21 protein-coding genes are annotated in these 26,352 nt (G+C 73.1%); all 21 read left to right on the top strand.

Features of this window, described 5'->3' with window-relative positions; all coding sequences use genetic code 11:
• Nucleotides 1–117: 117 nt before the first annotated feature.
• Nucleotides 118–4,062 (top strand): Rne/Rng family ribonuclease, encoded by a 3,945-nt coding sequence (locus tag AB0910_RS05595; protein WP_366743218.1) that lies wholly within the window; start codon nucleotides 118–120, stop codon nucleotides 4,060–4,062.
• Between the two features lie 293 nt (nucleotides 4,063–4,355).
• On the top strand, nucleotides 4,356–4,676 hold the full coding sequence (gene rplU / locus AB0910_RS05590; protein WP_225017587.1) for a 50S ribosomal protein L21: 321 nt from the start codon (nucleotides 4,356–4,358) through the stop codon (nucleotides 4,674–4,676).
• A 14-nt stretch (nucleotides 4,677–4,690) separates the two neighbouring features.
• Nucleotides 4,691–4,945 carry a 50S ribosomal protein L27 gene (gene rpmA / locus AB0910_RS05585; RefSeq protein ID WP_345653479.1) on the top strand — a complete coding sequence of 85 codons (255 nt, stop codon included), beginning with the start codon at nucleotides 4,691–4,693 and terminating at the stop codon, nucleotides 4,943–4,945.
• A 204-nt stretch (nucleotides 4,946–5,149) separates the two neighbouring features.
• The gene (gene obgE / locus AB0910_RS05580) at nucleotides 5,150–6,589 is read left to right on the top strand and encodes a GTPase ObgE (RefSeq protein ID WP_366743217.1); all 1,440 of its coding nucleotides are present in this window, start codon (nucleotides 5,150–5,152) and stop codon (nucleotides 6,587–6,589) included.
• A gap of 339 nt (nucleotides 6,590–6,928) precedes the next feature.
• Nucleotides 6,929–8,428, top strand: a complete 1,500-nt coding sequence (locus AB0910_RS05575; RefSeq protein WP_366743216.1) for a bifunctional cytidylyltransferase/SDR family oxidoreductase — start codon at nucleotides 6,929–6,931, stop codon at nucleotides 8,426–8,428.
• 135 nt (nucleotides 8,429–8,563) lie between these two features.
• A complete protein-coding gene (locus AB0910_RS05570) occupies nucleotides 8,564–10,678 on the top strand; it encodes a hypothetical protein (protein ID WP_366743215.1) in 2,115 nt (704 codons plus the stop codon).
• Nucleotides 10,679–10,968: 290 nt separating this feature from the next.
• Nucleotides 10,969–12,036 (top strand): glucose-1-phosphate thymidylyltransferase, encoded by a 1,068-nt coding sequence (locus AB0910_RS05565; RefSeq protein WP_366743214.1) that lies wholly within the window; start codon nucleotides 10,969–10,971, stop codon nucleotides 12,034–12,036.
• The gene (rfbB, locus tag AB0910_RS05560; RefSeq protein WP_366743213.1) at nucleotides 12,033–13,019 is read left to right on the top strand and encodes a dTDP-glucose 4,6-dehydratase; all 987 of its coding nucleotides are present in this window, start codon (nucleotides 12,033–12,035) and stop codon (nucleotides 13,017–13,019) included. The genes AB0910_RS05565 and rfbB overlap by 4 nt, the downstream gene beginning before the upstream one ends.
• A gap of 120 nt (nucleotides 13,020–13,139) precedes the next feature.
• Nucleotides 13,140–14,042, top strand: a complete 903-nt coding sequence (gene rfbD / locus AB0910_RS05555) for a dTDP-4-dehydrorhamnose reductase (RefSeq protein ID WP_366743212.1) — start codon at nucleotides 13,140–13,142, stop codon at nucleotides 14,040–14,042.
• Between the two features lie 92 nt (nucleotides 14,043–14,134).
• Nucleotides 14,135–14,929 (top strand): class I SAM-dependent methyltransferase, encoded by a 795-nt coding sequence (locus tag AB0910_RS05550; RefSeq protein WP_366743272.1) that lies wholly within the window; start codon nucleotides 14,135–14,137, stop codon nucleotides 14,927–14,929.
• Nucleotides 14,930–15,227: 298 nt separating this feature from the next.
• Nucleotides 15,228–17,237 (top strand): glycosyltransferase, encoded by a 2,010-nt coding sequence (locus AB0910_RS05545; protein ID WP_366743211.1) that lies wholly within the window; start codon nucleotides 15,228–15,230, stop codon nucleotides 17,235–17,237.
• 47 nt (nucleotides 17,238–17,284) lie between these two features.
• On the top strand, nucleotides 17,285–17,887 hold the full coding sequence (gene rfbC / locus AB0910_RS05540) for a dTDP-4-dehydrorhamnose 3,5-epimerase (RefSeq protein WP_366743210.1): 603 nt from the start codon (nucleotides 17,285–17,287) through the stop codon (nucleotides 17,885–17,887).
• 187 nt (nucleotides 17,888–18,074) lie between these two features.
• Nucleotides 18,075–19,178, top strand: a complete 1,104-nt coding sequence (gene proB, locus AB0910_RS05535) for a glutamate 5-kinase (RefSeq protein WP_366743271.1) — start codon at nucleotides 18,075–18,077, stop codon at nucleotides 19,176–19,178.
• 154 nt (nucleotides 19,179–19,332) lie between these two features.
• The gene (locus tag AB0910_RS05530) at nucleotides 19,333–19,866 is read left to right on the top strand and encodes a hypothetical protein (protein ID WP_366743209.1); all 534 of its coding nucleotides are present in this window, start codon (nucleotides 19,333–19,335) and stop codon (nucleotides 19,864–19,866) included.
• A gap of 97 nt (nucleotides 19,867–19,963) precedes the next feature.
• A complete protein-coding gene (locus tag AB0910_RS05525; protein ID WP_366743208.1) occupies nucleotides 19,964–21,247 on the top strand; it encodes a glutamate-5-semialdehyde dehydrogenase in 1,284 nt (427 codons plus the stop codon).
• Nucleotides 21,248–21,346: 99 nt separating this feature from the next.
• A complete protein-coding gene (locus AB0910_RS05520; protein WP_366743207.1) occupies nucleotides 21,347–21,985 on the top strand; it encodes a hypothetical protein in 639 nt (212 codons plus the stop codon).
• A gap of 99 nt (nucleotides 21,986–22,084) precedes the next feature.
• Nucleotides 22,085–23,173 carry a hypothetical protein gene (locus tag AB0910_RS05515; protein WP_366743206.1) on the top strand — a complete coding sequence of 363 codons (1,089 nt, stop codon included), beginning with the start codon at nucleotides 22,085–22,087 and terminating at the stop codon, nucleotides 23,171–23,173.
• A gap of 173 nt (nucleotides 23,174–23,346) precedes the next feature.
• Nucleotides 23,347–23,505, top strand: coding sequence for a hypothetical protein (locus AB0910_RS05510; protein WP_366743205.1), 159 nt, complete (start codon nucleotides 23,347–23,349; stop codon nucleotides 23,503–23,505).
• Nucleotides 23,506–23,589: 84 nt separating this feature from the next.
• Nucleotides 23,590–23,739: a hypothetical protein gene (locus tag AB0910_RS05505; protein ID WP_345653439.1), complete on the top strand. Its 150-nt coding sequence runs from the start codon at nucleotides 23,590–23,592 to the stop codon at nucleotides 23,737–23,739.
• Between the two features lie 37 nt (nucleotides 23,740–23,776).
• The gene (gene nadD / locus AB0910_RS05500; protein WP_366743204.1) at nucleotides 23,777–24,391 is read left to right on the top strand and encodes a nicotinate-nucleotide adenylyltransferase; all 615 of its coding nucleotides are present in this window, start codon (nucleotides 23,777–23,779) and stop codon (nucleotides 24,389–24,391) included.
• A gap of 52 nt (nucleotides 24,392–24,443) precedes the next feature.
• A complete protein-coding gene (locus AB0910_RS05495) occupies nucleotides 24,444–26,339 on the top strand; it encodes a LytR C-terminal domain-containing protein (RefSeq protein WP_366743203.1) in 1,896 nt (631 codons plus the stop codon).
• Nucleotides 26,340–26,352 lie beyond the last annotated feature (13 nt).

Raw genomic sequence — 26,352 nt, 5'->3', positions numbered from 1 at the left:
ACACAGAGTTCCCGTGCGGCGCCCGCGCCCCGGGCGGTGGCGGACGCGCAGCGCGCGGACCGCCGCCGGACCGGAACCAGGCGCGGCGCCCGGGAACGTGACGGGAGAAACGCCCGGATGTCCAACGAGACCTTGTCCTCCGGCACGGCCGGAGAGAACCCGGAAGAGAACAACAGCCCCAGCGACACGCTGCCGCCGCGCCGCAGGCGCCGCGTGGCCTCGCGCCCCGCGGGCCCGCCCACCGGAGCCGAGAGCGGCGAGTCCGCGCAGGTCACGGCCGAGACCCCGGCCGCGCCCAGCGCGGCGCCCGCCCCCGAGGCCGGTGCGCCGGAGCCCGAGGCCGAGGCCGCACCGCGCCAGCGCCGCCGCGCCACCCGCAGGGCCACCGCCCCCGCGGGCGCGCCCCAGAGCGAGCAGGAGCAGGAGCCGGCCGCGGCGCCGACCGCCGCCGAGGAGGCGGAGCCCGCGCCGCGCGCCAGGCGCCGCGCCACCCGCAAGGCCGCGGCGCCCGAGCCCGCGGCCACCGGATCCGAGCAGGCCGAGGCCGCCGCCGTGTCCGAGGAGGCGGAGCCCGAGCCCGCGCCGCGTGCACGCCGCCGCGCCACCCGCAAGGCCACGGCGCCCGAGCCGGCCGAGGAGCGGGCGGCCGGGACCGCACAGGAGGAGACGGAGGCCGAGGCCGTGGCCGTCTCCGAGGAGGCGGAGCCCGCGCCGCGTGCACGCCGCCGCGCGACCCGCAAGGCCGCTGCGCCGGAGCCGGCGCAGGAGGCCCAGGCGGAGGCCGTGGCCGTGTCCGAGGAGGCGGAGCCCGAGCCCGCGCCGCGTGCACGCCGCCGCGCCACCCGCAAGGGCGCGGCCCCCGAGTCCGCGGAGACCGCGTCCCCCGCCGAGGCGCCCGAGGCGGAGCGCCCGGCGCGCTCCCGCGGCCGCCGCAGGGTCGCAGAGACCGGCACCGGCGAGGTGGTCGAGGAGAGCGCGGCCCCCGCGCGCGGCAGCCGCAGGACGGCACGCCCCGCGGTCGCCGTCTTCCAGGCGCCCGTCTTCACGGAGCCGATGTTCCAGACCCCCGAGACCGCCGCTGCCGCCGCCGCTGCGGGCGGCGCGCAGACCGCTGACGCCCCCGCGGGGACCGACGAGGCGGAGAGCGCGGCGGAGGACCAGGGCCAGGCGCGCAGGCGGCGCCGCCGCCGCGGCGAGCCTGCCGAGCAGGAGGCCGCCACGGCCCAGCGGCCCGCTGCCGCCGCCACCCCGGCCGCCGCCATCCCGGCCCCCGCCACCGACACCGACGACGAGGCCGCCGCCGAGGACACGGCCGCCGAGGACGGCGCCGACGACGAGGCGGCGGACGACCGGCCGTCGCGCCGCCGCCGCAGGGGCGGTCGCAGGCGCCGCCGCGGCGACGCGGCGGACGAGGGCGACGAGACGCAGTCGGCGCACGGCGACCGCGACGCCCAGGACGAGGGCGCGGGCGACGCACGGGACGGCGGCGCGGCCGACGACCGCGAGGGCGCCGCGGGTCCCGACGACGGGCAGGCCGACGACGGGCACGACACAGACGGGCACGACGCCGACGAAGGCGAGAGCGGCCAGGGAGGCGGCTCGTCCAGCAGCCGTCGCCGCCGCAGGCGTCGCCGCCGCAGCGGCGACTCCGGCGCGGACGCGGAGGCGGCGGGCGGCGACGACCCCGAGCGCACGGTCGTGAAGGTCCGCGAGCCGCGCAAGAAGGAGGAGCGCACCGGCTCCGACGAGGTCCAGTCGATCAAGGGCTCCACGCGCCTCGAAGCGAAGAAGCAGCGCCGCCGCGAGGGCCGCGAGCAGGGCCGCCGCCGGGTGCCGATCATCACCGAGGCGGAGTTCCTCGCGCGCCGCGAGGCCGTCGAGCGCGTGATGGTCGTACGGCAGCACGGCGAGCGCACCCAGATCGGCGTCCTTGAGGACGACGTGCTCGTCGAGCACTACGTCAACAAGGAGCAGGCCACCTCGTACGTCGGCAACGTGTACCTGGGCAAGGTGCAGAACGTGCTGCCGTCCATGGAGGCCGCGTTCGTCGACATCGGCAAGGGCCGCAACGCGGTCCTGTACGCGGGCGAGGTCAACTTCGACGCGCTCGGCCACTCCGGCGGCCCGCGCCGCATCGAGACCGCGCTCAAGTCGGGCCAGTCGGTCCTCGTGCAGGTCACGAAGGACCCGATCGGCCACAAGGGCGCCCGCCTCACCAGCCAGGTCTCGCTGCCCGGCCGCTACCTCGTGTACGTGCCCGAGGGCTCCATGACGGGCATCAGCCGCAAGCTCCCCGACACCGAGCGCGCCCGCCTCAAGACGATCCTCAAGAAGGTCGTCCCCGAGGACGCGGGCGTCATCGTGCGCACCGCGGCCGAGGGCGCGAGTGAGGACGAGCTGCGCCGCGACGTGGAGCGCCTCCAGGCGCAGTGGGAGGAGATCAAGAAGAAGTCCAAGGCGAGCGGTTCGTCGAACGCGCCGACGCTGCTGTACGGCGAGCCCGACATGACGGTGCGCGTCGTCCGCGACATCTTCAACGAGGACTTCTCGAAGGTCATCGTCAGCGGCGAAGAGGCGTGGGAGACGATCCACGGCTATGTCTCGCACGTGGCGCCCGACCTCGCCGACCGGCTCCAGCGCTGGACGAGCGAGGTGGACGTCTTCGCGACGTACCGCATCGACGAGCAGCTGATGAAGGCGCTCGACCGCAAGGTCTGGCTGCCGAGCGGCGGCTCCCTGGTGATCGACAAGACCGAGGCCATGGTCGTGGTCGACGTCAACACCGGGAAGTTCACCGGCCAGGGCGGCAACCTGGAGGAGACCGTCACCAGGAACAACCTGGAGGCGGCCGAGGAGATCGTGCGCCAGCTGCGGCTGCGCGACCTCGGCGGCATCGTCGTCATCGACTTCATCGACATGGTGCTGGAGTCCAACCGCGACCTGGTGCTGCGGCGGTTGCTGGAGTGCCTGGGCCGCGACAGGACCAAGCACCAGGTGGCCGAGGTCACCTCGCTCGGCCTGGTGCAGATGACCCGCAAGCGGGTCGGCCAGGGCCTGCTGGAGTCGTTCTCCGAGACCTGCGTGCACTGCAACGGCCGCGGTGTGATCGTCCACATGGAGCAGCCGGCCGCCCAGGCGGGCGGCGGGAGCGGCAAGCGTGGCAAGAAGCGCCGCGGCGGCTCCGGCGGCGCCGACCACGAGCACGACCACGGCGCAGGGCAGGACGAGGCGCGCGAGCCGGTGCCCTCGGCCGCCGCGCAGACCGGCGAGACGGCGGCCGAGGTGGCCGCTGAGGCGGCCGCTCCGACGGCGCTGCCCTCGCCCGAGTTCACACCCGACGAGGAGCTGTACAGCAGCGTCGCGGAGGCGGAGGCGGCGGCCACCGGCCGCGGCGGCCGCTCGCGGCGCAGGGTGACGCGGAAGGTGTCGGCGCCCGCCGGCTCGCCCCGTACGGCGGACGAGGCGCCCGCCGAGGTCGTGGTGCCCGCGGCCGCGTCCGGGGCCGGCGAGTCCGAGCCCGCGGCTGAGCAGGCCCCCGAGCCCGCCCCCGCCCGGGTCGCGGCGCCGCCGCGCGAGCGCCGCAGGGCGACCCGCAAGGTCAGCGCGCCTGCGGGCCCGCCGTCCGGCGACGGCGGCACGGTCGTGGTGGTCTCCGGTGCGCAGAAGGAGGAGGCGCAGTCCCCCGCAGGGGCAGCCGAGGCCGAGTCCGAGGTACCCGCGGCTGCGTCCGAGGCGGCCGTCGCCGCCGGGGAGGCCACGGCGTCCGAGGCGGCAGGGTCCGGCGAGTCCGGCGAGCCCGGCGAGTCCGCTGAGGCGTCCGAGGCGCCCGCGGCCAAGAAGACGGCCCGCAAGGCCGCCAAGAAGGCCCCGGCGAAGAAGGCGCCCGCCAAGAAGGCGACGACGGCGAAGAAGACCGCGGCCAAGAAGACGGCGGCCAAGTCGACGGCGGCGAAGTCGTCGACGGCGAAGAAGACCGCCAAGAAGTCGTCGGCGAAGAAGACGGCGGCGGCCGAGCAGTCCGCGCCGTCCGGCGTGGTCTCCCAGGCGGACACGGACGCCTGACCCGCGGTCCTGGTCCGGCCGGGCGCTTCCCGGCCGGGCCGCTGCGCGGCACGGGCGGCGCCCGCCGCCGCCCGCGCCCGCGCGGTCCGCGGGCGGGTGGCAGGGGCCGGTTTGACCCTCCGGGCCGCCCGCCCGTATTCTTCCCCTCGGCGTGTCTGTGTGCATGCCCGCCTCTGAGCACCCACCTCCCGGTCCCCGGGGGAGGCCGCTCATCCATTCCGGACTGCCACGGCCCCTGGCCGTGCGGGCGGCTGGCGTCAGAGGTTCCCGTTCCGAGTGAGAGTGAGATCCGCGTGTACGCCATCGTGCGCAGCGGTGGCCGCCAGCACAAGGTTGCTGTCGGCGACATCGTTGAGGTTGACAAGATTTCCACTGCCAAGGTGGGCGACACGGTCGAGCTCTCGACCCTGCTCGTGGTCGACGGGGAAGCCGTCACCAGCGACCCGTGGGTGCTGGACGGCATCAAGGTCACGGCCGAGGTCGTGGACCATCACAAGGGTGCCAAGATCGACATCCTGCGCTACAAGAACAAGACCGGCTACCGCCGTCGCCAGGGTCACCGCCAGCAGTACACGGCGATCAAGGTCACCGGTATCCCCGCGGCTGCGAAGTAAGGGACTGAGGATTCATGGCACACAAGAAGGGCGCTTCGTCCTCCAGGAACGGGCGCGACTCCAACGCCCAGCGGCTCGGCGTCAAGCGCTTCGGCGGCCAGGTCGTCGGCGCCGGTGAGATCATCGTCCGCCAGCGCGGCACGCACTTCCACCCCGGCACCGGGGTCGGCCGCGGCGGCGACGACACCCTGTTCGCGCTCAACGCCGGCGCGGTCGAGTTCGGCACCAGCCGCGGCCGCCGCGTCGTGAACATCGTCCCCGTCGCCTGACGACGACGGCGGTACACCAGTTCTGCGCTCAGGGCGGGCCCCCTTCCCGGACGGGAAGCGGGTCCGCCCTTTGCGTGTTACCCAGGGAGCAACGGCACCCGAGGCCGCCTCTTCCCCGTTTTCTCGTTTCCCCGTTTTTCCCTTTTTCCCTTTTTCCTTTTCAGCTTTCCCGCTCCACCGTCTTCTTCTGGGAGGAAGCCCACCATGACCACCTTCGTGGACCGCGTCGAACTGCACGTCGCCGCGGGTAACGGAGGCCACGGCTGCGCCTCCGTCCACCGGGAGAAGTTCAAGCCGCTCGGCGGCCCCGACGGCGGCAACGGCGGCCGGGGCGGCGACGTCGTCCTCGTGGTCGACCAGTCCGTCACGACGCTGCTCGACTACCACCACGTGCCCCACCGGCGCGCCACCAACGGCAAGCCCGGCGAGGGCGGCAACCGCTCGGGCAAGGACGGGCAGGACCTCGTGCTGCCCGTGCCCGACGGCACCGTCGTGCTCGACAAGAGCGGCGAGGTCCTCGCCGACCTGGTGGGCCACGGCACCACGTACGTGGCGGCGCAGGGCGGCAGGGGCGGCCTGGGGAACGCGGCGCTCGCCTCGGCCCGCCGCAAGGCGCCCGGCTTCGCGCTCCTGGGCGAGCCCGGCACCGGTGGCGACATCGTCCTCGAACTGAAGACCGTCGCGGACGTCGCGCTGGTCGGCTACCCGAGCGCGGGCAAGTCCTCGCTGATCTCCGTGCTCTCCGCGGCCCGGCCGAAGATCGCGGACTACCCCTTCACCACGCTGGTCCCCAACCTCGGTGTCGTCACGGCGGGTTCGACGGTCTTCACCGTCGCCGACGTGCCGGGTCTCATCCCGGGCGCGAGCCAGGGCCGCGGCCTCGGCCTTGAGTTCCTGCGCCATGTCGAACGCTGCTCGGTGCTGGTGCACGTGCTGGACACCGCGACCCTGGAGTCCGACCGCGACCCGCTCTCCGACCTCGACATCATCGAGGAGGAGCTGAAGCAGTACGGCGGCCTCGACGACCGGCCGCGCGTCGTCGTCCTCAACAAGGTCGACATCCCCGACGGGCGCGAGCTCGCCGAGATGATCAGGCCCGACCTCCAGGCGCGCGGCTACCGCGTCTTCGAGGCGTCGGCCGTCGCGCACATCGGCCTCAAGGAGCTGTCGTTCGCGCTCGCCGAGATCGTCGCGGCGGCGCGCGCCGCCCGGCCGAAGGAGGAGGCGACGCGCGTGGTCATCAGGCCCAAGGCCGTGGACGACGCGGGCTTCCGGGTCACGCTGGAGGACGACGGGCTGTACCGGGTGCGTGGCGAGAAGCCCGAACGCTGGGTGCGCCAGACCGACTTCAACAACGACGAGGCCGTCGGCTACCTCGCCGACCGGCTCAACCGCCTCGGTGTGGAGGACGAGTTGCTGAAGGCGGGCGCACGCCCCGGCGACGGTGTCGCGATCGGCCCCGAGGAGAACGCGGTCGTCTTCGACTGGGAGCCCTCGATGGCCGCGGGCGCCGAGATGCTCGGCAGGCGCGGCGAGGACCACCGTTTCGACGCGCCGCGGCCCGCGTCGCAGCGCCGCCGCGACCGCGACGCAGAGCGGGACGAGGCGGCCCGCGAGTACCGCGACTTCGACCCCTTCGACTGACCCGCCGGCCGCTGCGGGCCCGCCCCGCGGGCCCGCAGCGACCTCCGGCCCGGTGGCAGACGGGCGGGCACGGCCCCCGCACCCGGCGCGACAGCGCGCGGCGATTCACGCGGGTATGGCGGGAAATCGGCCGGGTGTTCCCGGCGCCTGTGCAGGGATTGTGCGGCGGAATGTCGTCATGCTCACGCTGCCCTTTCCACCGCATTGATTGTTTTCCCAATGGACGGGTTAAGTTGGGGTGCACGGAAGCCCGCGGCCGACTGCTTGCGCCTTGCGCACCGGTCACTGAGAGTGCAACCATCGTGCCGCTCCACCATTCTTCGCTAGGTAGGTTCCTCTGTGTCTGCGCCGCGTGACGCTCGTACCCGAACCACGGCAGTCGTCCTCGCCGGCGGCACCGGTCAGCGTGTGGGGCTCTCGATCCCCAAGCAGTTGTTGAAGATCGCGGGCAAAGCCGTCATCGAGCACACCCTGGCCGTCTTCGAGCAGGCCCCGTGCATCGACGACATCGTCGTGCTGATGGCGCCCGGGTACGTCCCCGACGTGGAGAAGATCGTCGCCAAGGCGGGGTTCACGAAGGTCACCCGGGTCGTCGAGGGCGGCGCCACCCGCAACGAGACCACCGAGCGCGCCATCTCGCTGCTCGGCGAGGGCCTCGCCGAGGGCGAGGACCGCAACGTCCTCTTCCACGACGCGGTGCGCCCGCTGCTCTCCGAGCACGTGATCGCCGGGTGCGTCGACGCGCTGGAGCGCTACCAGGCGGTGGACGTCGCCATCCCCTCGGCCGACACGATCATCGTGACGCGCACGCACGGCGACGACGGCGAGTTCATCACGGACATCCCCGACCGCTCCCGGCTGCGCCGCGGCCAGACCCCGCAGGCGTTCAAGCTCTCCACCATCCGCAGGGCCTACGAGGTGGCGGCGAGCGACCCCAACTTCCAGGCGACGGACGACTGCTCCGTCGTGCTGAAGTACCTGCCCGACGTGCCCGTGCACGTCGTCGCGGGCGACGAGTACAACATGAAGGTCACCCAGCCCGTCGACGTGTTCATCGCCGACAAGCTGTTCCAGCTTGCCTCCACCGCCGCGCCCGCGCAGGCCGACGAGGCCGCGTACCGCGAACTGCTCTCCGGCAAGACCATGGTCGTCTTCGGCGGCTCGTACGGGATCGGCGCCGACATCGCCGAGATGGCCGAGGGCTACGGCGCCACGGTGTACGCGCTCGGCCGCTCCACCACGGGCACGCACGTGGAGGACCCCGAGCACGTGGACGACGCCCTCTCCAAGGCGTACGCGGAGACCGGGCGCATCGACTACGTGGTCAACACCGCGGGCGTGCTGCGCATCGGCAAGCTCGCCGAGACGGACAACAGCACCATCCAGGAAGCGCTGAACGTCAACTACCTCGCGCCGGTCCAGATCGCCCGCGCCTCGTACAAGTACCTGGTCGAGACCAAGGGCCAGCTCCTGCTGTACACGTCGAGCAGCTACACGCGCGGGCGCGCCGAGTACAGCCTCTACTCGTCCACCAAGGCCGCCATGGTCAACCTCACCCAGGCGCTCGCCGACGAGTGGGCGGGCGAGGGGATCCGGGTGAACTGCGTGAACCCGGAGCGCACGGCGACCCCGATGCGCACGAAGGCGTTCGGCGAGGAGCCCGCGGGCAGCCTGCTGTCGTCGGAGGCCGTCGCGCGCACCTCGCTCGACGTGCTGCTGTCCGAGCTGACCGGCCATGTCATCGACGTGCGGCAGCAGGACCCGACGCGCGGCGCCTCCGAGGCGTCCGGCTTCGAGCAGGCGCTGGCCGCCGTGCTCGACCGCCATGGCGATGTGTAATAATCCCAGCCAAAGCTGTAACTAACGGGCCTCTGTGACCGCTGCCCCGCGATCACAGAGGCCCGAGTGCGTGAATTCCTTGTTCACATTTTCCGCATACCGTGTAGTAAACGGCACCGATGGAGCAGGTTCCCCGTGTTTTCGACCGCCATCCGACTGGCTCGTGTAGGCAGCCGGTCAGAGCTGGCCGCGGCAGTCCTCATGGGACTGGGCTACCCGTGCGTCATGCTTGCCGCACTCATCCCGAACCTGTGGTTCTTCGCCGTGTCGGCCATCGTCACCTATGTCGCCGACCGCTATCTCCACCAGCGCGGCAGCTACTTGATAAACCGCCTGGAGAAGGTGCGCGCGGGTATCGCCATCCGCTTCCTCGCCCGGCAGCTGCTGCTCATCCTGCTGCTGGCGCGGATGGGCCTGAGCAGCAGGACGCTGACGTACGTGGCCGTCGCCGCGTTCCTGATCTTCTACGCGCTCAACACCGTGCAGGGCGCCCTGGTCACCCTGATCAGGAAGCGCCGTTCGATGCCGGTGGTCACCCGCAACGTCGACCTGAGCGCGCTGCACATCGCGCCGGCGCCGCGGCGGTTCCTGATGGCGCAGTCGGTCGCGAAGATGCTCCACCTCGACCTGCCCATGGAGATCGGTGTGTTCGCCGCCGCGGCGACCGGTACCTTCCTCTACGGGTACGCAGGTGCCGCGATCTCCACCGGGCTCGGCCTGCTCTACATCCTGCTGCTCGCGCCGAGCCTGCGCCGCCGCCGGATCGTTCCTCCGGCCCCCAAGGTGCTCGCGGCGATCGACGACTGGCTGCGCGCCTACCGGCCGCGCACGGTCCTGTACTTCTCCGGCTCCAAGGAGTCCGCGTACCAGGTCAACATGTGGCTGGAGACGATGGAGCAGGTCGAGCGCCCGCTCGTCGTGCTGCGTGAGCGCGGCATCGCAGGCCAGCTCGCGCCCACGTCGGTGCCGGTGGTCTGCGTGCCGGGTGGCACCCACCTGATGAACCTGGAGCTCTCCACGGTGCGGGTCGCGCTCTACGCGGCCAACGTCGGCAAGAACATCCACCTGCTGCGCGTGCCCACCATGAAGCACGTCTTCATCGGCCACGGCGACAGCGACAAGATCGCCAGCGTCAACCCGTACTCCAAGGTGTACGACGAGGTGTGGACGGCGGGCCGTGCGGGCCGCGACCGGTACGCGCTCGCCGACGTGGGCGTGCGCGACGACGACATCGTCGAGGTGGGCCGCCCGCAGCTGGCGCCGATCACGCCCTGGACCGGCGCGCAGAAGAACCCCGTGCCGACCGTCCTGTACGCGCCGACCTGGGAGGGCTGGGACGACAACCCCGGCAACACCTCCCTGCTGCTCGCGGGCGAGAACATCGTCAAGAGGCTGCTCGAAGCCCCTTCGCCCGTCCGGGTCGTCTACAAGCCGCACCCCTTCACCGGCATTCGCGACAAGCGCGCCAAGGCCGTGCACCAGCGCATCACCGAGCTGCTCGAAGCCGACACGGCGGCCCGCGCCGCCGACCCCCGGTGGAAGGAGGCAGCGGCCGCGGCACGCGCCGAGCGGCAGACGGCCGCCGAGACCATGGCGCGCGTGCAGGCCAGGCTCGACACGCTCGCCGCTTCCGGCCGTGCGGGCCGCGACGAGGCGGAGGTCTCCCGCCTCTCCGTCGCCGACCAGGACCGTCTCGACGAGACCAAGCGGCTGCGCGCCGAGTGGAACGAGGCGTACTGGCGCTCCTTCGGCTGGTGGGAGCACAGGACCGTGACGGGCGCCGAGCCCCGGCTCTACGACTGCTTCAACGAGTCCGACGCCATGGTCTCGGACATCTCCAGCGTGGTGTCCGACTTCATCGCGAGCGGCAAGCCGTACGCGGTCACCGACTCGGCGGGCATCGGCGAGGCCGAGTTCAGGCGGCAGAACACCGCCGTGCGGGCCGCGGTGATACTCACCAACGACGCCCGGGGCATCGACGAGCTGCTCGCCGCGGTCGCCGACCCGGCCGCCGACCGGCTGCGGGAGCGCCGCGCCGAGCTCAAGCACTACCTGCTCGGGCCCGACGAGCCCACCTCCATCGAGCAGTTCAACGCGGCCATCGACGCGCTGGCTGCCAAGGCCGAGGCGCGCAACGCGGGCGTCGCCAAGCGGCTCGCCGAGCCGGAGGAGGCGGCAGGGCTCGACGACTCCGCGCCCGGCCCTGGCGACCCCGAGCGCGACGCGCACGACTCGCCCGTACGGGGCTGACACCGCGCGGCACGCCGCGCACACGAAAGAGCGACCGAGAGGCCGGCGGCACTGCCGCCGGCCTCCCGGCGTACGCCTGCGCGGTGCCGCAGTGGCCCATCCCACGTACCGTCTTGGCCCGAGCGCGCAACCATCGGGGCCCGTACGGACTCTTACCTTCACATGAACGGTCTTGACCGCGGCGGTCGCCGCGGGGCCACAAGCCCCGCGCGCGCACCGCGTGCGTGGGTAGAGTCACAACGTCGGGTTGAGCCCGTACCGCATCGACGTGTCGGCAGGGGATACGCACAGTGAAGGCTCTCGTACTTTCCGGAGGCGCGGGCACGCGTCTGCGGCCCATCACGCACACCTCGGCCAAGCAGCTGGTCCCGGTGGCGAACAAGCCCGTGCTGTTCTACGGGCTCGAAGCCATCGCGGAGGCCGGCATCACCGAGGTCGGCGTCATCGTGGGCGACACGGCCGAGGAGATCCGCGAGGCGGTCGGCGACGGCTCGCAGTTCGGCATCCGGGTCACCTACCTCCAGCAGGAGGCGCCGCTCGGGCTCGCCCACGCGGTGCTGATCGCGCGGGACTTCCTCGCCGACGACGACTTCGTCATGTACCTCGGCGACAACTTCATCGTCGGCGGCATCACCGGCCTGGTCGAGGAGTTCCGCACGGAGCGCCCCGCCGCGCAGATCCTGCTGACGAAGGTGCCGAACCCGACCGCTTTCGGCGTCGCCGAGCTCGACGCGTCCGGCGCCGTGGTGAACCTGGAGGAGAAGCCGAAGGAGCCCAAGAGCGACCTCGCGCTCGTCGGCGTCTACCTCTTCACCCCGGCCGTCCACGAGGCGGTCCGCTCCATCGAGCCGTCCTGGCGCGGCGAGCTGGAGATCACCCACGCCCTCCAGTGGCTGATCGACCAGGGCCGCGACGTGCGCTCCACCACGATCTCCGGCTACTGGAAGGACACCGGCAACGTCACCGACATGCTGGAGGTCAACCGGCTGGTCCTGGAGAGCGTCGAGCCGGTCTGCGAGGGCACGGCCGACGACGCCACGGAGATCGTCGGCCGGGTACGGATCGAGCGGGGCGCGGTGATCACCGGCAGCCGCATCGTCGGGCCCGCGGTGATCGGCAGGGACACCGTCGTCAAGGACGCGTACGTCGGCCCGTTCACCTCTGTGAGTGAAGGCTGCCGGATCGAGGACAGCGAGATCGAGTACTCGATCGTCCTGCGCAACTCCTCCATCTGCGGTGTGCGCCGCGTGGAGACCTCCCTCATCGGGCGCGACGTCGAGGTGACGCCGGCGCCCCGCAACCCGTCCGTCCACCGTCTCGTCCTCGGCGACCACAGCAAGGTGCAGATCTCCTCATGACCACCCGCATCCTGGTGACCGGCGGCGCCGGCTTCATCGGCTCGCACTACGTCCGCACGGTCCTCGGCCCCGCAGGCCCGGGCGACGTCTTTGTCACGGTCCTCGACAAGCTCACCTACGCCGGCAACCCGGCCAACCTCGACGAGGTGCGCGACCACCCCGGCTTCGGCTTCGTGCAGGGCGACATCTGCGACCCCGAGCTGGTCGCCAAGCTGATGGCCGAGCACGACCAGGTGGTGCACTTCGCCGCCGAGTCGCACGTCGACCGCTCCATCGACGGGGGCGCCGAGTTCGTCCGTACGAACGTCGTCGGCACGCACACGCTGATCGACGCCGCGCACCGGGCGGGCATCGGCACCTTCGTGCACATCTCCACCGACGAGGTGTACGGCTCGATCGACGAGGGCTCCTGGCCCGAGACCGACCCGCTCGCGCCCAACTCGCCCTATTCGGCGGCCAAGGCGTCCAGCGACCTGATCGCGCTCTCGTACCACCGCACCCACGGCCTCGACGTGCGGGTGACCCGCTGCTCCAACAACTACGGGCACCACCACTTCCCCGAGAAGGTCATCCCGCTGTTCATCACCAACCTGCTCGACGGCAAGAAGGTGCCGCTGTACGGCGACGGCGGCAACGTCCGCGACTGGCTGCACATCGACGACCACGTGCAGGGCATCGAGCTGGTGCGCACCCGCGGCCGCGCGGGCGAGGTCTACAACATCGGCGGCGGCACCGAGCTGTCCAACAAGGAGCTCACGGGCCTGCTGCTCGAGGCCTGCGGCGCCGACTGGGACACCAGCGTCGAGTACGTCACCGACCGCAAGGGCCACGACCGGCGCTACTCGGTGGACTGCGCGAAGATCCGCGACGAGCTCGGCTACGAGCCCCGCAAGGACTTCGCGACGGGCCTCGCGGAGACGGTCCTGTGGTACCGCGACCACCGCGCCTGGTGGGAGCCGCTGAAGGAGCGCGCCGCGCTCTGACGGGCGCCCCCGCACGGGCGGGCGGACACGCGTACACGCAGACACGCGGACGCGCAGGCAAGCGGATGTGACGAGAGGTGCCGGGCGGCGGGCCCGGCACCGTGAGCGGACGGGAGCGACATGGACGGCGGCTGGCTGGTCACCGGTGCGGGCGGCATGCTGGGGCAGGACCTGCTCGCGGCACTCGCCGCCTGCGGGGAGAAGGCGACCGGCCTCGGCCGCGCCGACCTGGACATCACCGACGCGGGCGCCGTACGCGGCGCGCTGGCCGCGCACGGCCCCTCCGTGGTCGTCAACTGCGCGGCCTGGACGGCCGTGGACGACGCGGAGGCCGAGGAGGACCAGGCGCTCGCCGTCAACGGCGAGGGGCCAAGGATCCTCGCGGAGGCGTGCCGCGCCTCCGGCGCCGTGCTGCTGCACCTCTCCACGGACTACGTCTTCGCCGGCGACGCGCAGGCGCCGTACGCCGAGGACGCGCCCCTGGCGCCGCGCTCCGCGTACGGCAGGACCAAGGCGGTCGGCGAGAGCGCCGTCCTCGCCGCGCTGCCCGACACCGGCTACGTGGTGCGCACCGCCTGGCTGTACGGGGCGGGCGGCGGCAACTTCGTGCGGACCATGATCCGCCTCGAAGGCGTCAAGGACACCCTCGACGTGGTGGACGACCAGCGCGGCCAGCCGACGTGGAGCGCCGACCTTGCAGGGCTCCTCGTCGGCCTCGGCAGGGGCGCCCTCGCGGGCACCGCGCCGGCCGGCGTCTACCACGGCACCGGCGGCGGCGAGACGACCTGGTACGGGCTCACCCGGGAGATCTTCCGGCTGCTCGGCGCGGACCCCGGGCGGGTGCGGCCCACGACGAGTGAGGCATTCGTGCGGCCCGCGCCGCGGCCCGCGTACAGCGTCCTCGGCCACGACCGGTGGCACGCGGCCGGCCTCGCACCCCTGCGGAACTGGAAGGACGCGCTCGCCGATGCCTTCCCCGCGGTCCTCGCCGCCGAACGCGTCGCGACACACCCCCGTCCCTAGCCGGGCGCGGGAGTTTACGAGCCGTCCGAGAAGGCACTAACTTCACTCGGAATCAAGGCAAATCTTCGTGTTTCCCAGTGAAGGGCACCACAGTGGACCGCCACGGCTTCCTCCGCCAGCTGCACCGCGTGTACAAACCCCGGAACTACTTCGAGATCGGCGTCAACGACGGCCGCAGCCTGACCCTCTCCCGCGTCCCGTCCATCGCCGTCGACCCGGCGTTCAAGGTCGTCACGGAGATCGCCTGCGACGTCCACCTGGTCAGGCAGACCAGCGACGACTTCTTCGCGCGCAAGGACCCGCTGCTCCACCTGCGGTACGGCCGCAACCCGTTCAGGGCGCTGGCGCGGCGCGACCCGCTCGCCCTGTTCGGCGGCGACCCGAAGCTGGAGCTGGCGTTCATCGACGGCATGCACATCTTCGAGTTCGCGCTGCGCGACTTCATGAACGTCGAGAAGCACGCGCAGTGGTCGAGCGTCGTCGTCCTCGACGACATGCTGCCGCGCAACGTGGACGAGGCGGCGCGTGACCGGCACACCGACGCGTGGACCGGCGACGTGTACAAGGTCGCGCAGGTCCTGCGGCGGTTCCGCCCCGACCTCGCGGTGGTGGAGGTCGACACGGCGCCGACCGGCGTCGTGGCGGTCTTCGGCCTCGACCCTTCGAGCACGGTCCTGCGCCACAACTACGACGCGATCCTCGCGGAGTACGCGGTCGAGGACCCGCAGGACGTCCCCGACGAGGTGCTCACCCGCAAGACCGCGGTCTCGCCCGAGGCGCTCCTGCGCGCCGGCTTCTGGCACGACCTGGCGCGCGCCCGCGACCTGCGCAAGTCCCGGGCTGCCTTCGCGCCGATCCGCCGGCGGATCGAGGCGGTCGGCAGCTGACCGCACGGCGGCCGGCTGCGGGGAGGGCCCGGCGGCCCGCCCTCCCCGCCGCCGGCGCGCGCGGGCCGGGGCGGCACAGGTCACACGGGGAACACGCGGGAACACGCGGGAACACAGATGAGCGCGGGAGGCCGCAGGGGGCTGCGGGAGACCGGGGGAAACGCGACCGAAAAACGGAAGACATCATTCTGTTGCCCCATACGCATAGACCGCGGATTAATCGCATCAACGATGCCTATATCCTTGGCGCGGATGCCCCGTACGGCGGGGCCTTTAGCGACGAGTTGGGGCTTGGTGCATGTCCGTCAAGGTCAGTGTGATCATTCCGGTGTACAACCCCGGGCCCTACATCGAGGACTGCATTGCCTCGCTGCTGCGCCAGAGCCTGCCCGACGACGAGTACGAGGCGGTCTTCGTCGACGACGGCTCGACCGACGGCACGGGGGAGCGGCTCGACCGGCTGGCCGCCGAGCATCCGCACATGCACGTCGTGCACGAGGAGCCCTCCGGCTGGTCGGGCCGCCCGCGCAACGTCGGAACGGCCCGAGCCCGCGGTGAGTTCGTGATGTACGTCGACAACGACGACTGGCTCGGCGACGAGGCCCTTGAGCGGATGTACGACTACGGCGTCGCCAACGGCGCCGACGTGGTCGTCGGCAAGATGGCGGGCAAGGGCAGGCCCGTGCCGCTCGAACTGTTCCGGACGAACCGCCCGAAGGCCACCGTCGACAACGCCCCGCTGATCGACAGCCTCACGCCGCACAAAATGTTCCGCAAAGACTTCCTCGAAAAGCACCACATTCGCTTCAAGGAAGGCAGGCGAAGGCTGGAGGACCACGTCTTCGTCGCGGAGGCATTTCTGCTCGCGTCGAACGTCTCCGTCCTCAGCGATTACGTGTGCTACTACCACGTCAAGCGGGACGACGCCTCCAATGCGGGCTTCCAGCGCTTCGACCCGGTCGGCTATTTCACGAACCTGCGCGAGGCCCTCGACGTCGTCGAGCGCAACACCGAGCCCGGCAGGCTGCGCGACAAGCTCTACCGCCGCTGGCTGCGCAACGAGATGGTCGAGCGGCTGCGCGCCAGGCGGTTCCTCAACCTGCCCGAGGACTACCGCAGGGAGCTGTACGACGAGATCCGCGCCGTGGTCACCGAGCGCATGGGACCCGGCGTCGCCGCAGGCCTCCAGCCCACCCAGCAGGTCGTCGCCGCGCTGATCACCACGGGTCGCTTCGAGGACCTGGAGGAGTACGCGCGCTGGGAGGCCACGATCAAGCCCACCGGGCGCCTGGAGAGCCTGGAGTGGGACGAGCGCGGCCGGCTCGCGGTCGGCCTGACCGCGGAGTTCCAGCTCGACGGCGCACCGCTCGCGTTCCGCACGGAGGGCGGCGAGCCGCAGCTCGACCTGCCCTTCGGCACGGAGACCGCCGACGCCCTGCGCGCGGCGGGCGCCGGCACACGCGCCACCGTCGACAAGGCGCGCGTCGGCCTCGTCGTGCGCGAGCGTTCCAGCGCCGCGGAGTTCTACCAGCCCATCGACTTCACGGTCGACCGCGTCCCTGTGGTGCGCGACGGCGCGGACGAGGCAGCGGAGGCGGACGGCGGTTTCCGCATGGTGCTGCGCGGCCTCGGCACCGTCGACCCGGGCACGGCGGCCGGCGGTGGCCCCCTCGGGCCCGGCATCTGGGACGTGTACGTGCGGATCAACGCCTGCGGCTGGTCCAAGGCCACGCGCCTCGGCTCCCTGCGCGACGAGACCGTCGACAAGGCGCGCAGGGCCGCCCTGAGCGGCGACCCGCGCCGCCTCGTCATGCCGTACTGGACCGAGGGCCACGGCAACCTCTCCCTCGACGTCGACTGCGCGACCAGCTGGATCACCAAGGACCTGGCGCCGCTCACCCCGCAGGACGCCACCCTCGCCGACGGCGCGCTCGCCCTGCCCGTGCCGCTGCACGTCGCGGGCGAGGAGGCGGCCGCGCTGCGCTTCGTGCCCGTGCGCAAGGGCGCGGAGCGCCGCGAGGTCCCCGCCGTGCTCGCCCCCGGCGACGGCGGCGCGGTCCTCACCGCCGCGCTGCCGGGCGCCGAACTCGCGGGCGCCGCTTGGACGATGGAGCTCGGCGTGCCCTCGGCGCGGCGCGCAGGGCCCCGCTGGACGCCGCTGCCGGTGGGCGTGAAGGTGCACGCGGACGGCCGGGCCGTGGTCGAGCCCGTCTCCGTCCCCGCGCCCCGGGCGCGGCGGACCGGTGGCCGCGCCTCGCTGGCACGGCGGATCATGAGGAGAGTACGGCGCGCGTTCGCCAAGGCGTGACGCGCGCACCCGTACCCCAGCGAAGCAGCGAGCGAGAGAGCAGAGCCATGCGACCCCTGTCCATCGAAGGTGCCTGGATCCACGAGCCGAAGGTCTTCCCCGACGACCGCGGCTCCTTCCACGAGTGGTTCCGCGCCGACGACCTGCGCGAGGCCGACGGGCACGGCCTGGAGCTCGCGCAGGCCAACTGCTCGGTCTCACGGCGCGGCACCCTGCGCGGCATCCACTACGCGGACGTGCCGCCGAGCCAGGCCAAGTACGTGAAGTGCGTACGCGGCGCCGTGATCGACTTCGTCATCGACATCAGGACGGGATCGCCCACCTACCGCAGCTGGGAGGCCGTGCGCCTGGACGACGCCACCCACCACGCCGTCTACCTCTCCGAGGGCCTGGGGCACGCCTTCTTCGCGCTCAGCGACGACGCGGTGGTCGTCTACCTGTGCTCGGCCGGGTACGCGCCGGAGCGCGAGCACGGCATCGACCCGTTCGACCCCGACCTCGCCATCGAGTGGCCCGAGGGGATCGAGCCGCTGCTGTCGGCGAAGGACGCCGAGGCGCCCTCCCTCGCCGAGGCGGAGCGCCGCGGGCTGCTGCCGTCGTACGAGGAGGCCGCGGCGTTCCGCGCGAGCCTGCGCACCGCGGGCGAGTGACGGGCGCGGCCCCTGTCCAGCAGGTGAAAGGGCGTCCGCGGGCCCGCGGACGCCGCGTACGCTGACCGGCGCGAGGCGGCGGACGGCGAGAGCAGGGGCACAGCACGTGGCAGCGGCGGGAGCAGAGGCAGCGGGGGCGGCTGGGGCGGCGGCCGGCACGGCGGCGGGCGCCGCACGGCAGGACGCCGTGGCGGCGGCCCGCAGGATCGTCGTCAAGGTCGGCTCGTCCTCCCTGACCACCGCTGCGGGCGGCCTCGACGCCGACCGGGTCGACGCCCTGGTCGACGTCCTCGCCGCGGCCAGGGACAGCGAGCGCGAGGTCGTCCTCGTCTCCAGCGGCGCCATCGCCGCCGGGCTCGCCCCGCTCGGCCTGGAGCGGCGCCCGCGCGACCTGGCGCGCCAGCAGGCCGCGGCGAGCGTCGGCCAGGGCCTGCTGATCGCCCGCTACACCGCCTCCTTCGCCCGCTACGGCGTGCGCGTCGGGCAGGTCCTGATGACCTCGTACGACACCAGCAGGCGCAGCCACTACCGCAACGCGTACCGCACGCTGGAGCAGCTGCTGCGGATGGGCGCGCTGCCCGTCGTCAACGAGAACGACACCGTCGCCACCGACGAGATCCGCTTCGGCGACAACGACCGGCTCGCCGCGCTCGTCGCCCACCTGGTCCGCGCCGACCTGCTGGTGCTCCTCTCCGACGTGGACGGGCTCTACGACGGCGACCCGGCGACCCCCGGCACCGCGCGCGTCGGCGAGGTCGCGGGCCCCGGGGACCTCGCGGGGATCACCATCGGCAGCGCGGGCCGCGCGGGAGTCGGCACCGGCGGCATGGTCACCAAGGTCGAGGCGGCGCGCATCGCGACCGGCGCGGGCATCCCGGTCGTGCTCACCTCGGCGAGCCGCGCGGCCGACGCGCTCGCAGGGCGGGACACCGGCACCTACTTCAGGCCCACGGGCCGCAGGTCGCGCGGCCGGCTGCTGTGGCTCGCGCACGCCTCGGCGCCACGCGGCGCGCTCACCCTCGACGACGGCGCGGTGCGCGCGGTGGTGGAGCGGCACACCTCGCTGCTCGCGGCGGGGATCGCCGCGGTGGAGGGCGAGTTCGGGGCGGGCGACCCGGTGGAGCTGCGGGACACCGCGGGCCGCGCCGTCGCCAGGGGCCTGGTCAACTTCGACGCCAAGGAGCTTCCGCAGCTGCTCGGCCGCTCCACGCGGGAGCTGGCGAGGGAACTCGGCCCCGCCTATGAGCGGGAAGTCGTACACAAGGACGATCTGGTGGTGCTCCAGCGCTGACCCCGCCCCCCAATGGGCTGAGAAATGTGCCGATCCGCGTCCGGTGGCGCAGAGGTTCGCCAAAACGCCCCCAAGACCGGCCCAGGACTGGTCAACTTTGTCGTGGGGACAAGGACGGGGCAGAGCAGCACAACGGATCAACAGGAGGCCGCCGGTGGGACGAGTGCGTCCAGGCAGGGCGATCCGCGGGACGGGACCGGGCACGCACGCCCGGCGGTCGGCGGGCGCGGACTCGGTCCTCACGAGCGTCGACGCGGGCGAGGACTTCGACGGCCGCACCGACGACACGCCCGGCGCGGGGGAGCGGCCGTCCTGCGCGGCGGAGGCGGCGGGCGGCGGCCGCCCCGCCTCCCGTCTCTGGCACGTCACGCTGAGCGTCTCCGGCGGCGAGGCACCCCTCGCCGACGTCCGCAGGGCGCTCGAACAGCTCGCGCACGACCACCCGTTCCTGCTCACCAGCAGGTACGCGGTCGACCACGCGGAGATCAGGTACTGGGAAGAGGCCAGGGACCTGCACGACGCGGCCGCTGTGGCGCTGCGGCTGTGGGGCGAGCACCGATCGAGCGCGAAGCTGCCGCCCTGGGAGATCGTCGGACTCGAAGTGATCGACCGGGAGACCTACCACCAGCGCATCGCCGAGGGGTACGGGCCGCCACCCGCCGCGCGCGTCGGCGTCCACCCGTTCTGACGGGCCGCCGCGGCCGCGCCCCGGTGTCCGGGAGCGGGCGTCTCGGAGTGCGGGATACCGGCAGGGCGGCCGCCCGCCGCCCACTACCCTGCGGGGCATGACCTCGCTCTCGCCGTACGACAACCTCTCCCCGGTCGCCCGGGCCGCCTACCGGTCGAAGGCGGCCGCGGCGGACCTCGCGCCGCTGCCGCGCGCCGCCAAGGACGACGCGCTGCTCGCGATCGCCGACGCGCTCGAGGTGCGCACGCACGAGATCGTCACGGCCAACGCCGAGGACGTCGAGCGGGCCGGGCAGGCCGGCACCGAGGCCGCCGTCGTCGACCGGCTCACCCTCACCCCGGAGCGGGTGCGCGCCATGGCGGCCGGCGTGCGGGACGTGGCCGCGCTGCCCGACCCGGTCGGCGAGGTGGTGCGCGGCTCGACCCTGCCGAACGGCATCGACCTGCGGCAGGTCAGGGTGCCGCTCGGCGTCGTCGGCATCATCTACGAGGCGCGCCCCAACGTCACCGTCGACGCCGCGGCGCTCTGCCTGAAGTCGGGCAACGCCGCGCTGCTGCGCGGCTCGTCGTCGGCCTCGGCGTCCAACGAGGCGCTGGTGCGGGTGGTGCGGGACGCGGTCGGCGGCGCCGGGCTGCCCGCCGACGCCGTCCAGCGGGTCCCGGGCGAGGACCGGGACTCTGCGCGCGAGCTGATGCGGGCCCGCGGCCTGGTGGACGTGCTGATCCCGCGCGGCGGCGCTGCCCTGATCCGCACGGTCGTCGAGCAGTCCACGGTGCCGGTCATCGAGACCGGCACCGGCAACTGCCATGTCTACGTGGACGCCGAGACGGACCTGGACATGGCGGTGTCCATCCTCGTCAACGCCAAGGCGTCGCGGCCGAGCGTGTGCAACGCGGCGGAGACGCTGCTGGTGCACCAGGACGTCGCCGCGGACTTCCTGCCCCGCGCCCTGGACGCGCTCGCGGACGCGGGCGTCACGGTCCACGCCGACGAGCGCGTCCTGCCGTACGGGGAGGGGAGCGCGGCGAAGGTCGTCCCCGCCACGGCCGAGGACTGGGAGACCGAGTACCTCTCGTACGACATCGCGGCGGCCGTGGTCGACTCGCTCGACGCGGCGGTGGCGCACATCAGGCTCTGGTCCTCGGGCCACACGGAGGCCATCGTCACCACCTCGCAGGCGGCCGCCCGCAGGTTCACCCAGTTGGTGGATTCGACGACGGTCGCGGTGAACGCGTCGACCCGTTTCACCGACGGCGGCGAGTTCGGCTTCGGCGCCGAGGTCGGCATCTCCACGCAGAAGCTGCACGCCCGGGGCCCGATGGGGCTGCCCGAGCTGACGTCGACCAAGTACATCGTCACCGGCGACGGTCACACACGGTGACTGTCCGGGCGGGCGAGTGGTGCGGCTCATAGCGCAGGGCGGCGGGAAGAACGCCGGCTCTCCCTGCCCAAAGCGACCCCGCAGGTCTACCCTGGAGTGGTGCCGGACGACGTGGGGGGCAGGCCGTTCAAGGACGGCCGGGAGCCCGACGACGACCGCGGAGCGGACGAGGAGTTCGCGACCGTGGTGTTCGACGAGGACTTCGTACGGTCGGCCGCCTTCCACGAACCCACCGCCGTCGAGCGGCTGCTCGCCGCCGCCCAGGCGCGCGCCGAGGCCGACGCGGCCCGCGCGCGCGGCCGCAGGCAGGTCCCCGAGGAGGAGCACGAGCTCTGGGACGAGCTGTACCGCGGCAGGCACCCGTACGCCGGCGCCGACGACCGCGCCGGATACGAAGACGATGACGACGACTACGCGGGCGACGGCGCGTACGACCCGTACCCGTACGGCCGGCACGGCGGGGCCCTGCGGCCCTACCGGGGCCGGGCGCGCTGGCACCGGCCGGTGGCCTGGCTGCTCGCGCTGCTGATGGGCATCGGCATGGTGGCGCTCGCCTTCTCCGCGGTCTACCGGGGCGCGGGCGGCGGCGGACGCGAGGACCAGGTGCCGCAGCCCGCGTCGACGGGGATAGACGCGCCGCGCGGTGACCGCACGGCGGAGGACCGGCCGGACGCGCGGCGCGACGGGCGGCAGGACGCGACGCCGCCGCCGGTGTCGGCCGTGCCGAGGACGCCGTGACGCGACCCGTCCGCTCCGTGATCTTTTATGGCCGGTTCTGTCGCAAGTTGACCGGTAGCGCGCCGTCCGCCCCGGTCGGCCACGGCCTACTCTGAAGACATGGCAGGGCGCGGAGACCCGCCTGACGGCACGCCCGAGGGGACACCCGAGGGGCCGCAGGGCGACGACGAGTACCGATCGGTCGTGTTCGACGAATCGTTCGTACGTGCTGCCCGCCTCCAGGAGCTCTCCGCGCACGAGCGCATGACCGACCGCGAGCACGCCGTACGGGCGCGCCCCCGGCACCCCGGCCCGGTGCCGGGCGCCTTCCGCAACGGCCCCCGGCAGCTCCTCGCCCTCTTCGTGCTGATCGCGCTGGCCTTCGGCACCGCCGTCTACCTGGGCTTCCGCCAGCCGTACCGGGCCCCGGGCGCCTCGGCGCCCGCCCTGCCGCTGCGCATGACGGTGGTGCCGCTCGTCCCCGCGAGGACCGTCGAGGGCGGCACGCCCGCCGCCCTGCTCGCGCACAGCCCCGCGGCACGCTTCGGCAGCGGCGGGGTCGGCATCCGGCTCCCCGCGCCCGCGCGCACGGACGACTTCTCCCGCGGCCAGGTCGGCGCCGCGCTCAACCTGGTGAAGGCGTACCTCGTGGCGTCCTCGCTCGACCGCGACGTCCTCGCGGGCCGCGACCGCGGCGCCGTCAGGCGGCTGCTCGCCCCGAACCAGACCGCGCAGTTCGACCGGTCCTTCGCGGCGCCGACGGCCGACGGGCTGCACGACCCGGCAGGCTGGCTCGTCTCCTTCGACGCCGCGCGGGTGCGGCAGGCGACGGGCGACGTGCGGGTGCGGGGCTCGCTCGCCTTCCAGGAGACCGCGGACCAGGCCCTGGAAGTGACATCGGACCACACCTTCGTCTACGCGCTGCGGCCCGCGGGGCCCGCGGCCGCCGACGCGGCGTCACTCTTCACCGTGCGGCGGGAACTGCGCTTCCGCTTCGACCGCGAACACCTGGCCAGGGGCCAGGTGCAGCTGGTCGAGAGCGAGGTGGGCGCGGGCCCCGAGGCGTGCGGTACGGGCGCGGGCAAGGCCTTCGCGCCGCTGCTCGCGGGCGCGAGACCGCCGGCCGGCGGCCCCCGGGGCGTGGACCCGTTCGCCACCGGACACCTCGCGGGCGCGCTGTGCGGGGTGCTCGCCACGGCCGCGCCGTAGGCCGTGGCGTCGACCGTGGCGTCAAAAAGCCCGTCCGGGCGCCGCGCCCCGGCCCGTGCCCCTGCCGCAGCCCGCAGGGAACACGGGCGCTACCGTGGGCCGAGGGGGCAGGAACCGCCCGCCGGGGCACCTTCCCTGCGGCCGGTGGTGAGAGACCGAGGAGCGCACCCGTCATGCACGCAGCCACCGCACTCGCCGTCACGGCAGCCGCGTCCGGCCAGCCGGGCGCAGGCCCCGTCCTGCGCATCCTGCTGGTCGTCGCGGTGGTCGGCGCCGTCTTCCTCGCCTGGTTCCTGCTGCGCGGCTACGGGGACAAGGGCGACAACGACTGAGTCGGCATGAGCGCGTCCGACGGGCCCGCATACGATGTGCCCGAAGTCACCGATCCGATTCCCGATCGATAGGTCCTGTTGAAGATGATTGCCTCCGGTACCGCCGCAAGCCTCGCCACCCTCGCGGAGGGCGGCAACCACGAGAGCCTCAGCCCGTACCTGACCGGCGGCGGCGCGCTGTTCGGCCTGCTCCTGCTGCTGTGGATCACCACGCGCTTCAACCGCGACCGCTGAGCGGGGTCGAACCCACGTGCCAGTAGGCTCTACGCGCATGGGAGAGCAGCGAGGGCCCGCCGGGTCGGGCAGGCGCCGACTGGGCGTGATGGGCGGGACGTTCGATCCGATCCACCACGGCCACCTGGTGGCGGCGAGCGAGGTGGCGGCACTCTTCCACCTCGACGAGGTGGTGTTCGTCCCGACGGGCGAGCCGTGGCAGAAGAGTCAGAAGGCGGTCTCTCCCGCGGAGGACCGCTATCTGATGACCGTCATCGCCACGGCGTCCAACCCGCAGTTCTCGGTCAGCCGCAGCGACATCGACCGCGGCGGGCCGACGTACACCATCGACACGCTCCGGGACCTGCGGGCGGTCCACACCGACGCCGACCTCTTCTTCATCACGGGCGCCGACGCGCTGTCCCAGATCCTCACCTGGCGCAACGCCGAGGAACTGTTCTCCCTCGCGCATTTCATCGGGGTCACCCGGCCGGGGCATGATCTGACCGACGACGGGCTGCCCAAGGGAGGCGTCTCCCTGGTGGAGGTGCCCGCCCTGGCGATCTCGTCCACGGACTGCAGGGAACGCGTGGCCAAGGGCAACCCCGTCTGGTACCTCGTACCGGACGGCGTCGTGCGGTACATCGACAAGCGCCAGCTGTACCGCGCGTGAGCGACAGGGCGCCGCAGCGCCCGAGGCACGTCACCCACGAAGAGGGGCACCGGTGAACGACCAGCAGCAGCCGTACGGTCAAGGGCCCTACGACCCGTACCGCGGCGGGCCGCGGATCGTCGGCTACGACGAGTACGGCCGGCCGGTGTACGAGCAGCAGCCCGGCGCGCAGACACCGGAGCAGGGCCAGGGGGGCGGCTACGGCACCGGCCCGTACGACGCGGACACCCGGCAGCAGCCGGGCCGGTACGACCAGCACGGCCGGCAGAGCCAGTACGGCCGGCACGACCAGCAGGGGCAGTACGGCAGGTACCCGCAGGGGCCGGGCGCGGACGGCGGGTACGACACCGGGCAGCAGGACGCCGTCCCGTACGGGGGCGGGCAACAGGGCCCCGGCGCGTACGACACGGGGCAGCTGCCGCCCGTCCAGGACGACGGCCAGGGCTACGGCTACGACCCCTACGGGCAGCGGCAGCCCGCGCCCCAGCGGCCCGCACCGGGCGGCTACGACCCGTACGGGCAGGGGGCCCAGGGGTACGGCCAGGACACCGGGCAGCAGCCGGCGGCCGTCGACACCACGCAGCAGTGGGACATCCCCCGGCAGCAGGCGCCGGCCGACGCGTCGGCGCAGCAGCGGCAGCCGAGCGTGCCCGGACAGCGGCCCGCGCCCGAAGAGAGCTACCACACCGAGCAGTTCGCGTTCATCGAGGAGCCCGACGAGAACTCGCAGGACGTCATCGACTGGCTCAAGTTCACCGAGAGCCGCACCGAGCGCCGCGAGGAGGCCAGGCGGCGCGGCAAGAACCGGCTGGTCGCCCTCGTCGTCGTGCTCGCCCTCGCCGTCGTCGGCGGCGCGGGCTACCTCTGGTACGCGGGGAAGCTGCCCGGCGTCGGCGCCCCGGCGAAGAAGCAGGCGTCGGGGGTGCCGGTCGGCGCGCAGAAGCGCGACGTCATCGTCGTCCACCTGCACGACACGGCCGACAAGTCGACCTCCACCGCCCTGCTCGTCAACAACGAGACCACCGGCGAGGGCAGCACCGTGCTGCTGCCGAACTCGCTGACCGTCACCAACGACGACGGCACCGTCACCACGCTCGCCAAGTCGGTCGACGAGGACGGCTCGGACGGCACCCGCGAGTCCCTCGGCAACCTGCTCGGCACCAAGGTCGCGGGGACCTGGCGGCTCGACACCCCGTACCTGGAGAACCTCGTCGACCTCGTCGGCACCGTCGACGTGGACACCGACACCGACGTGCCGGGCGCGAAGAAGGGCGACGCACCCGTCGTGCACCGGGGCGGCGACCAGACCCTCAGCGGCAAGATGGCCGTCGCCTACGCCACGTACCGCGCCCCGGGGGAGGGCGAGGACAAGCAGCTCGCCCGGTTCGGGCAGGTGCTCCAGGCGACCCTGCGGAAGATGTCCAGCGACCCGAAGGCCGCCACGCTCACCGTGCAGACCCTCGCGCAGATCCTCGACCCCTCGCTGACCGACAAGGACCTCGGCGCCGCGCTCGCCAAGCTCGCCGACCACGCCAAGGACGACCGCTACAAGACGGTCGTCCTGCCCGTGGGCGCCGACGGCACGCTCGGACAGCAGGGCGAGAGCGAGGTCGAGCAGTACCTCGGCGGCTCGGTCAGCGCCCCGGACGCGGACGGCGTGCCCCGCATCGGTGTGAAGAACGCGACGGGCGGCTCGTCCGCGACCGAGGCGGCCAGGGTCGCGCTGGTCAACGCGGGGTACACCGTGATCGACAACGGCACAGGCGCCGCGGCGCCGTCCTCCTCGGTGGCCTACGCGGACGCCCAGGACAAGGCGCAGGCCACCGAGGTGGCCAAGACCCTCGGCCTGCCCGGCTCCGCCGTGCGGAAGGGCTCCGCGGGCAGCGCGGACATCGCGGTCGTGCTCGGCGCCGACTTCACCCCGCCGAAGGGCGAGGGCACCGGCTGACCGGCGCGTCGCG

The organism is Streptomyces sp. NPDC047002 (assembly GCF_040704505.1).
Lineage (GTDB): Bacteria > Actinomycetota > Actinomycetes > Streptomycetales > Streptomycetaceae > Streptomyces.
Note: the sequence above shows the minus strand (reverse complement) of the source record. Positions and strands in the feature narration are given on the sequence as shown.

Coding starts and splice junctions, on each gene's coding strand:
- AB0910_RS05595 (WP_366743218.1), top strand. CDS start 118: ATGTCCAACGAGACCTTGTCCTCCGGCACGGCCGGAGAGAACCCGGAA.
- rpmA (WP_345653479.1), top strand. CDS start 4,691: ATGGCACACAAGAAGGGCGCTTCGTCCTCCAGGAACGGGCGCGACTCC.
- obgE (WP_366743217.1), top strand. CDS start 5,150: ATGACCACCTTCGTGGACCGCGTCGAACTGCACGTCGCCGCGGGTAAC.
- rfbB (WP_366743213.1), top strand. CDS start 12,033: ATGACCACCCGCATCCTGGTGACCGGCGGCGCCGGCTTCATCGGCTCG.
- rfbD (WP_366743212.1), top strand. CDS start 13,140: ATGGACGGCGGCTGGCTGGTCACCGGTGCGGGCGGCATGCTGGGGCAG.
- AB0910_RS05545 (WP_366743211.1), top strand. CDS start 15,228: ATGTCCGTCAAGGTCAGTGTGATCATTCCGGTGTACAACCCCGGGCCC.
- rfbC (WP_366743210.1), top strand. CDS start 17,285: ATGCGACCCCTGTCCATCGAAGGTGCCTGGATCCACGAGCCGAAGGTC.
- AB0910_RS05525 (WP_366743208.1), top strand. CDS start 19,964: ATGACCTCGCTCTCGCCGTACGACAACCTCTCCCCGGTCGCCCGGGCC.
- AB0910_RS05515 (WP_366743206.1), top strand. CDS start 22,085: ATGGCAGGGCGCGGAGACCCGCCTGACGGCACGCCCGAGGGGACACCC.
- AB0910_RS05510 (WP_366743205.1), top strand. CDS start 23,347: ATGCACGCAGCCACCGCACTCGCCGTCACGGCAGCCGCGTCCGGCCAG.
- AB0910_RS05505 (WP_345653439.1), top strand. CDS start 23,590: ATGATTGCCTCCGGTACCGCCGCAAGCCTCGCCACCCTCGCGGAGGGC.
- nadD (WP_366743204.1), top strand. CDS start 23,777: ATGGGAGAGCAGCGAGGGCCCGCCGGGTCGGGCAGGCGCCGACTGGGC.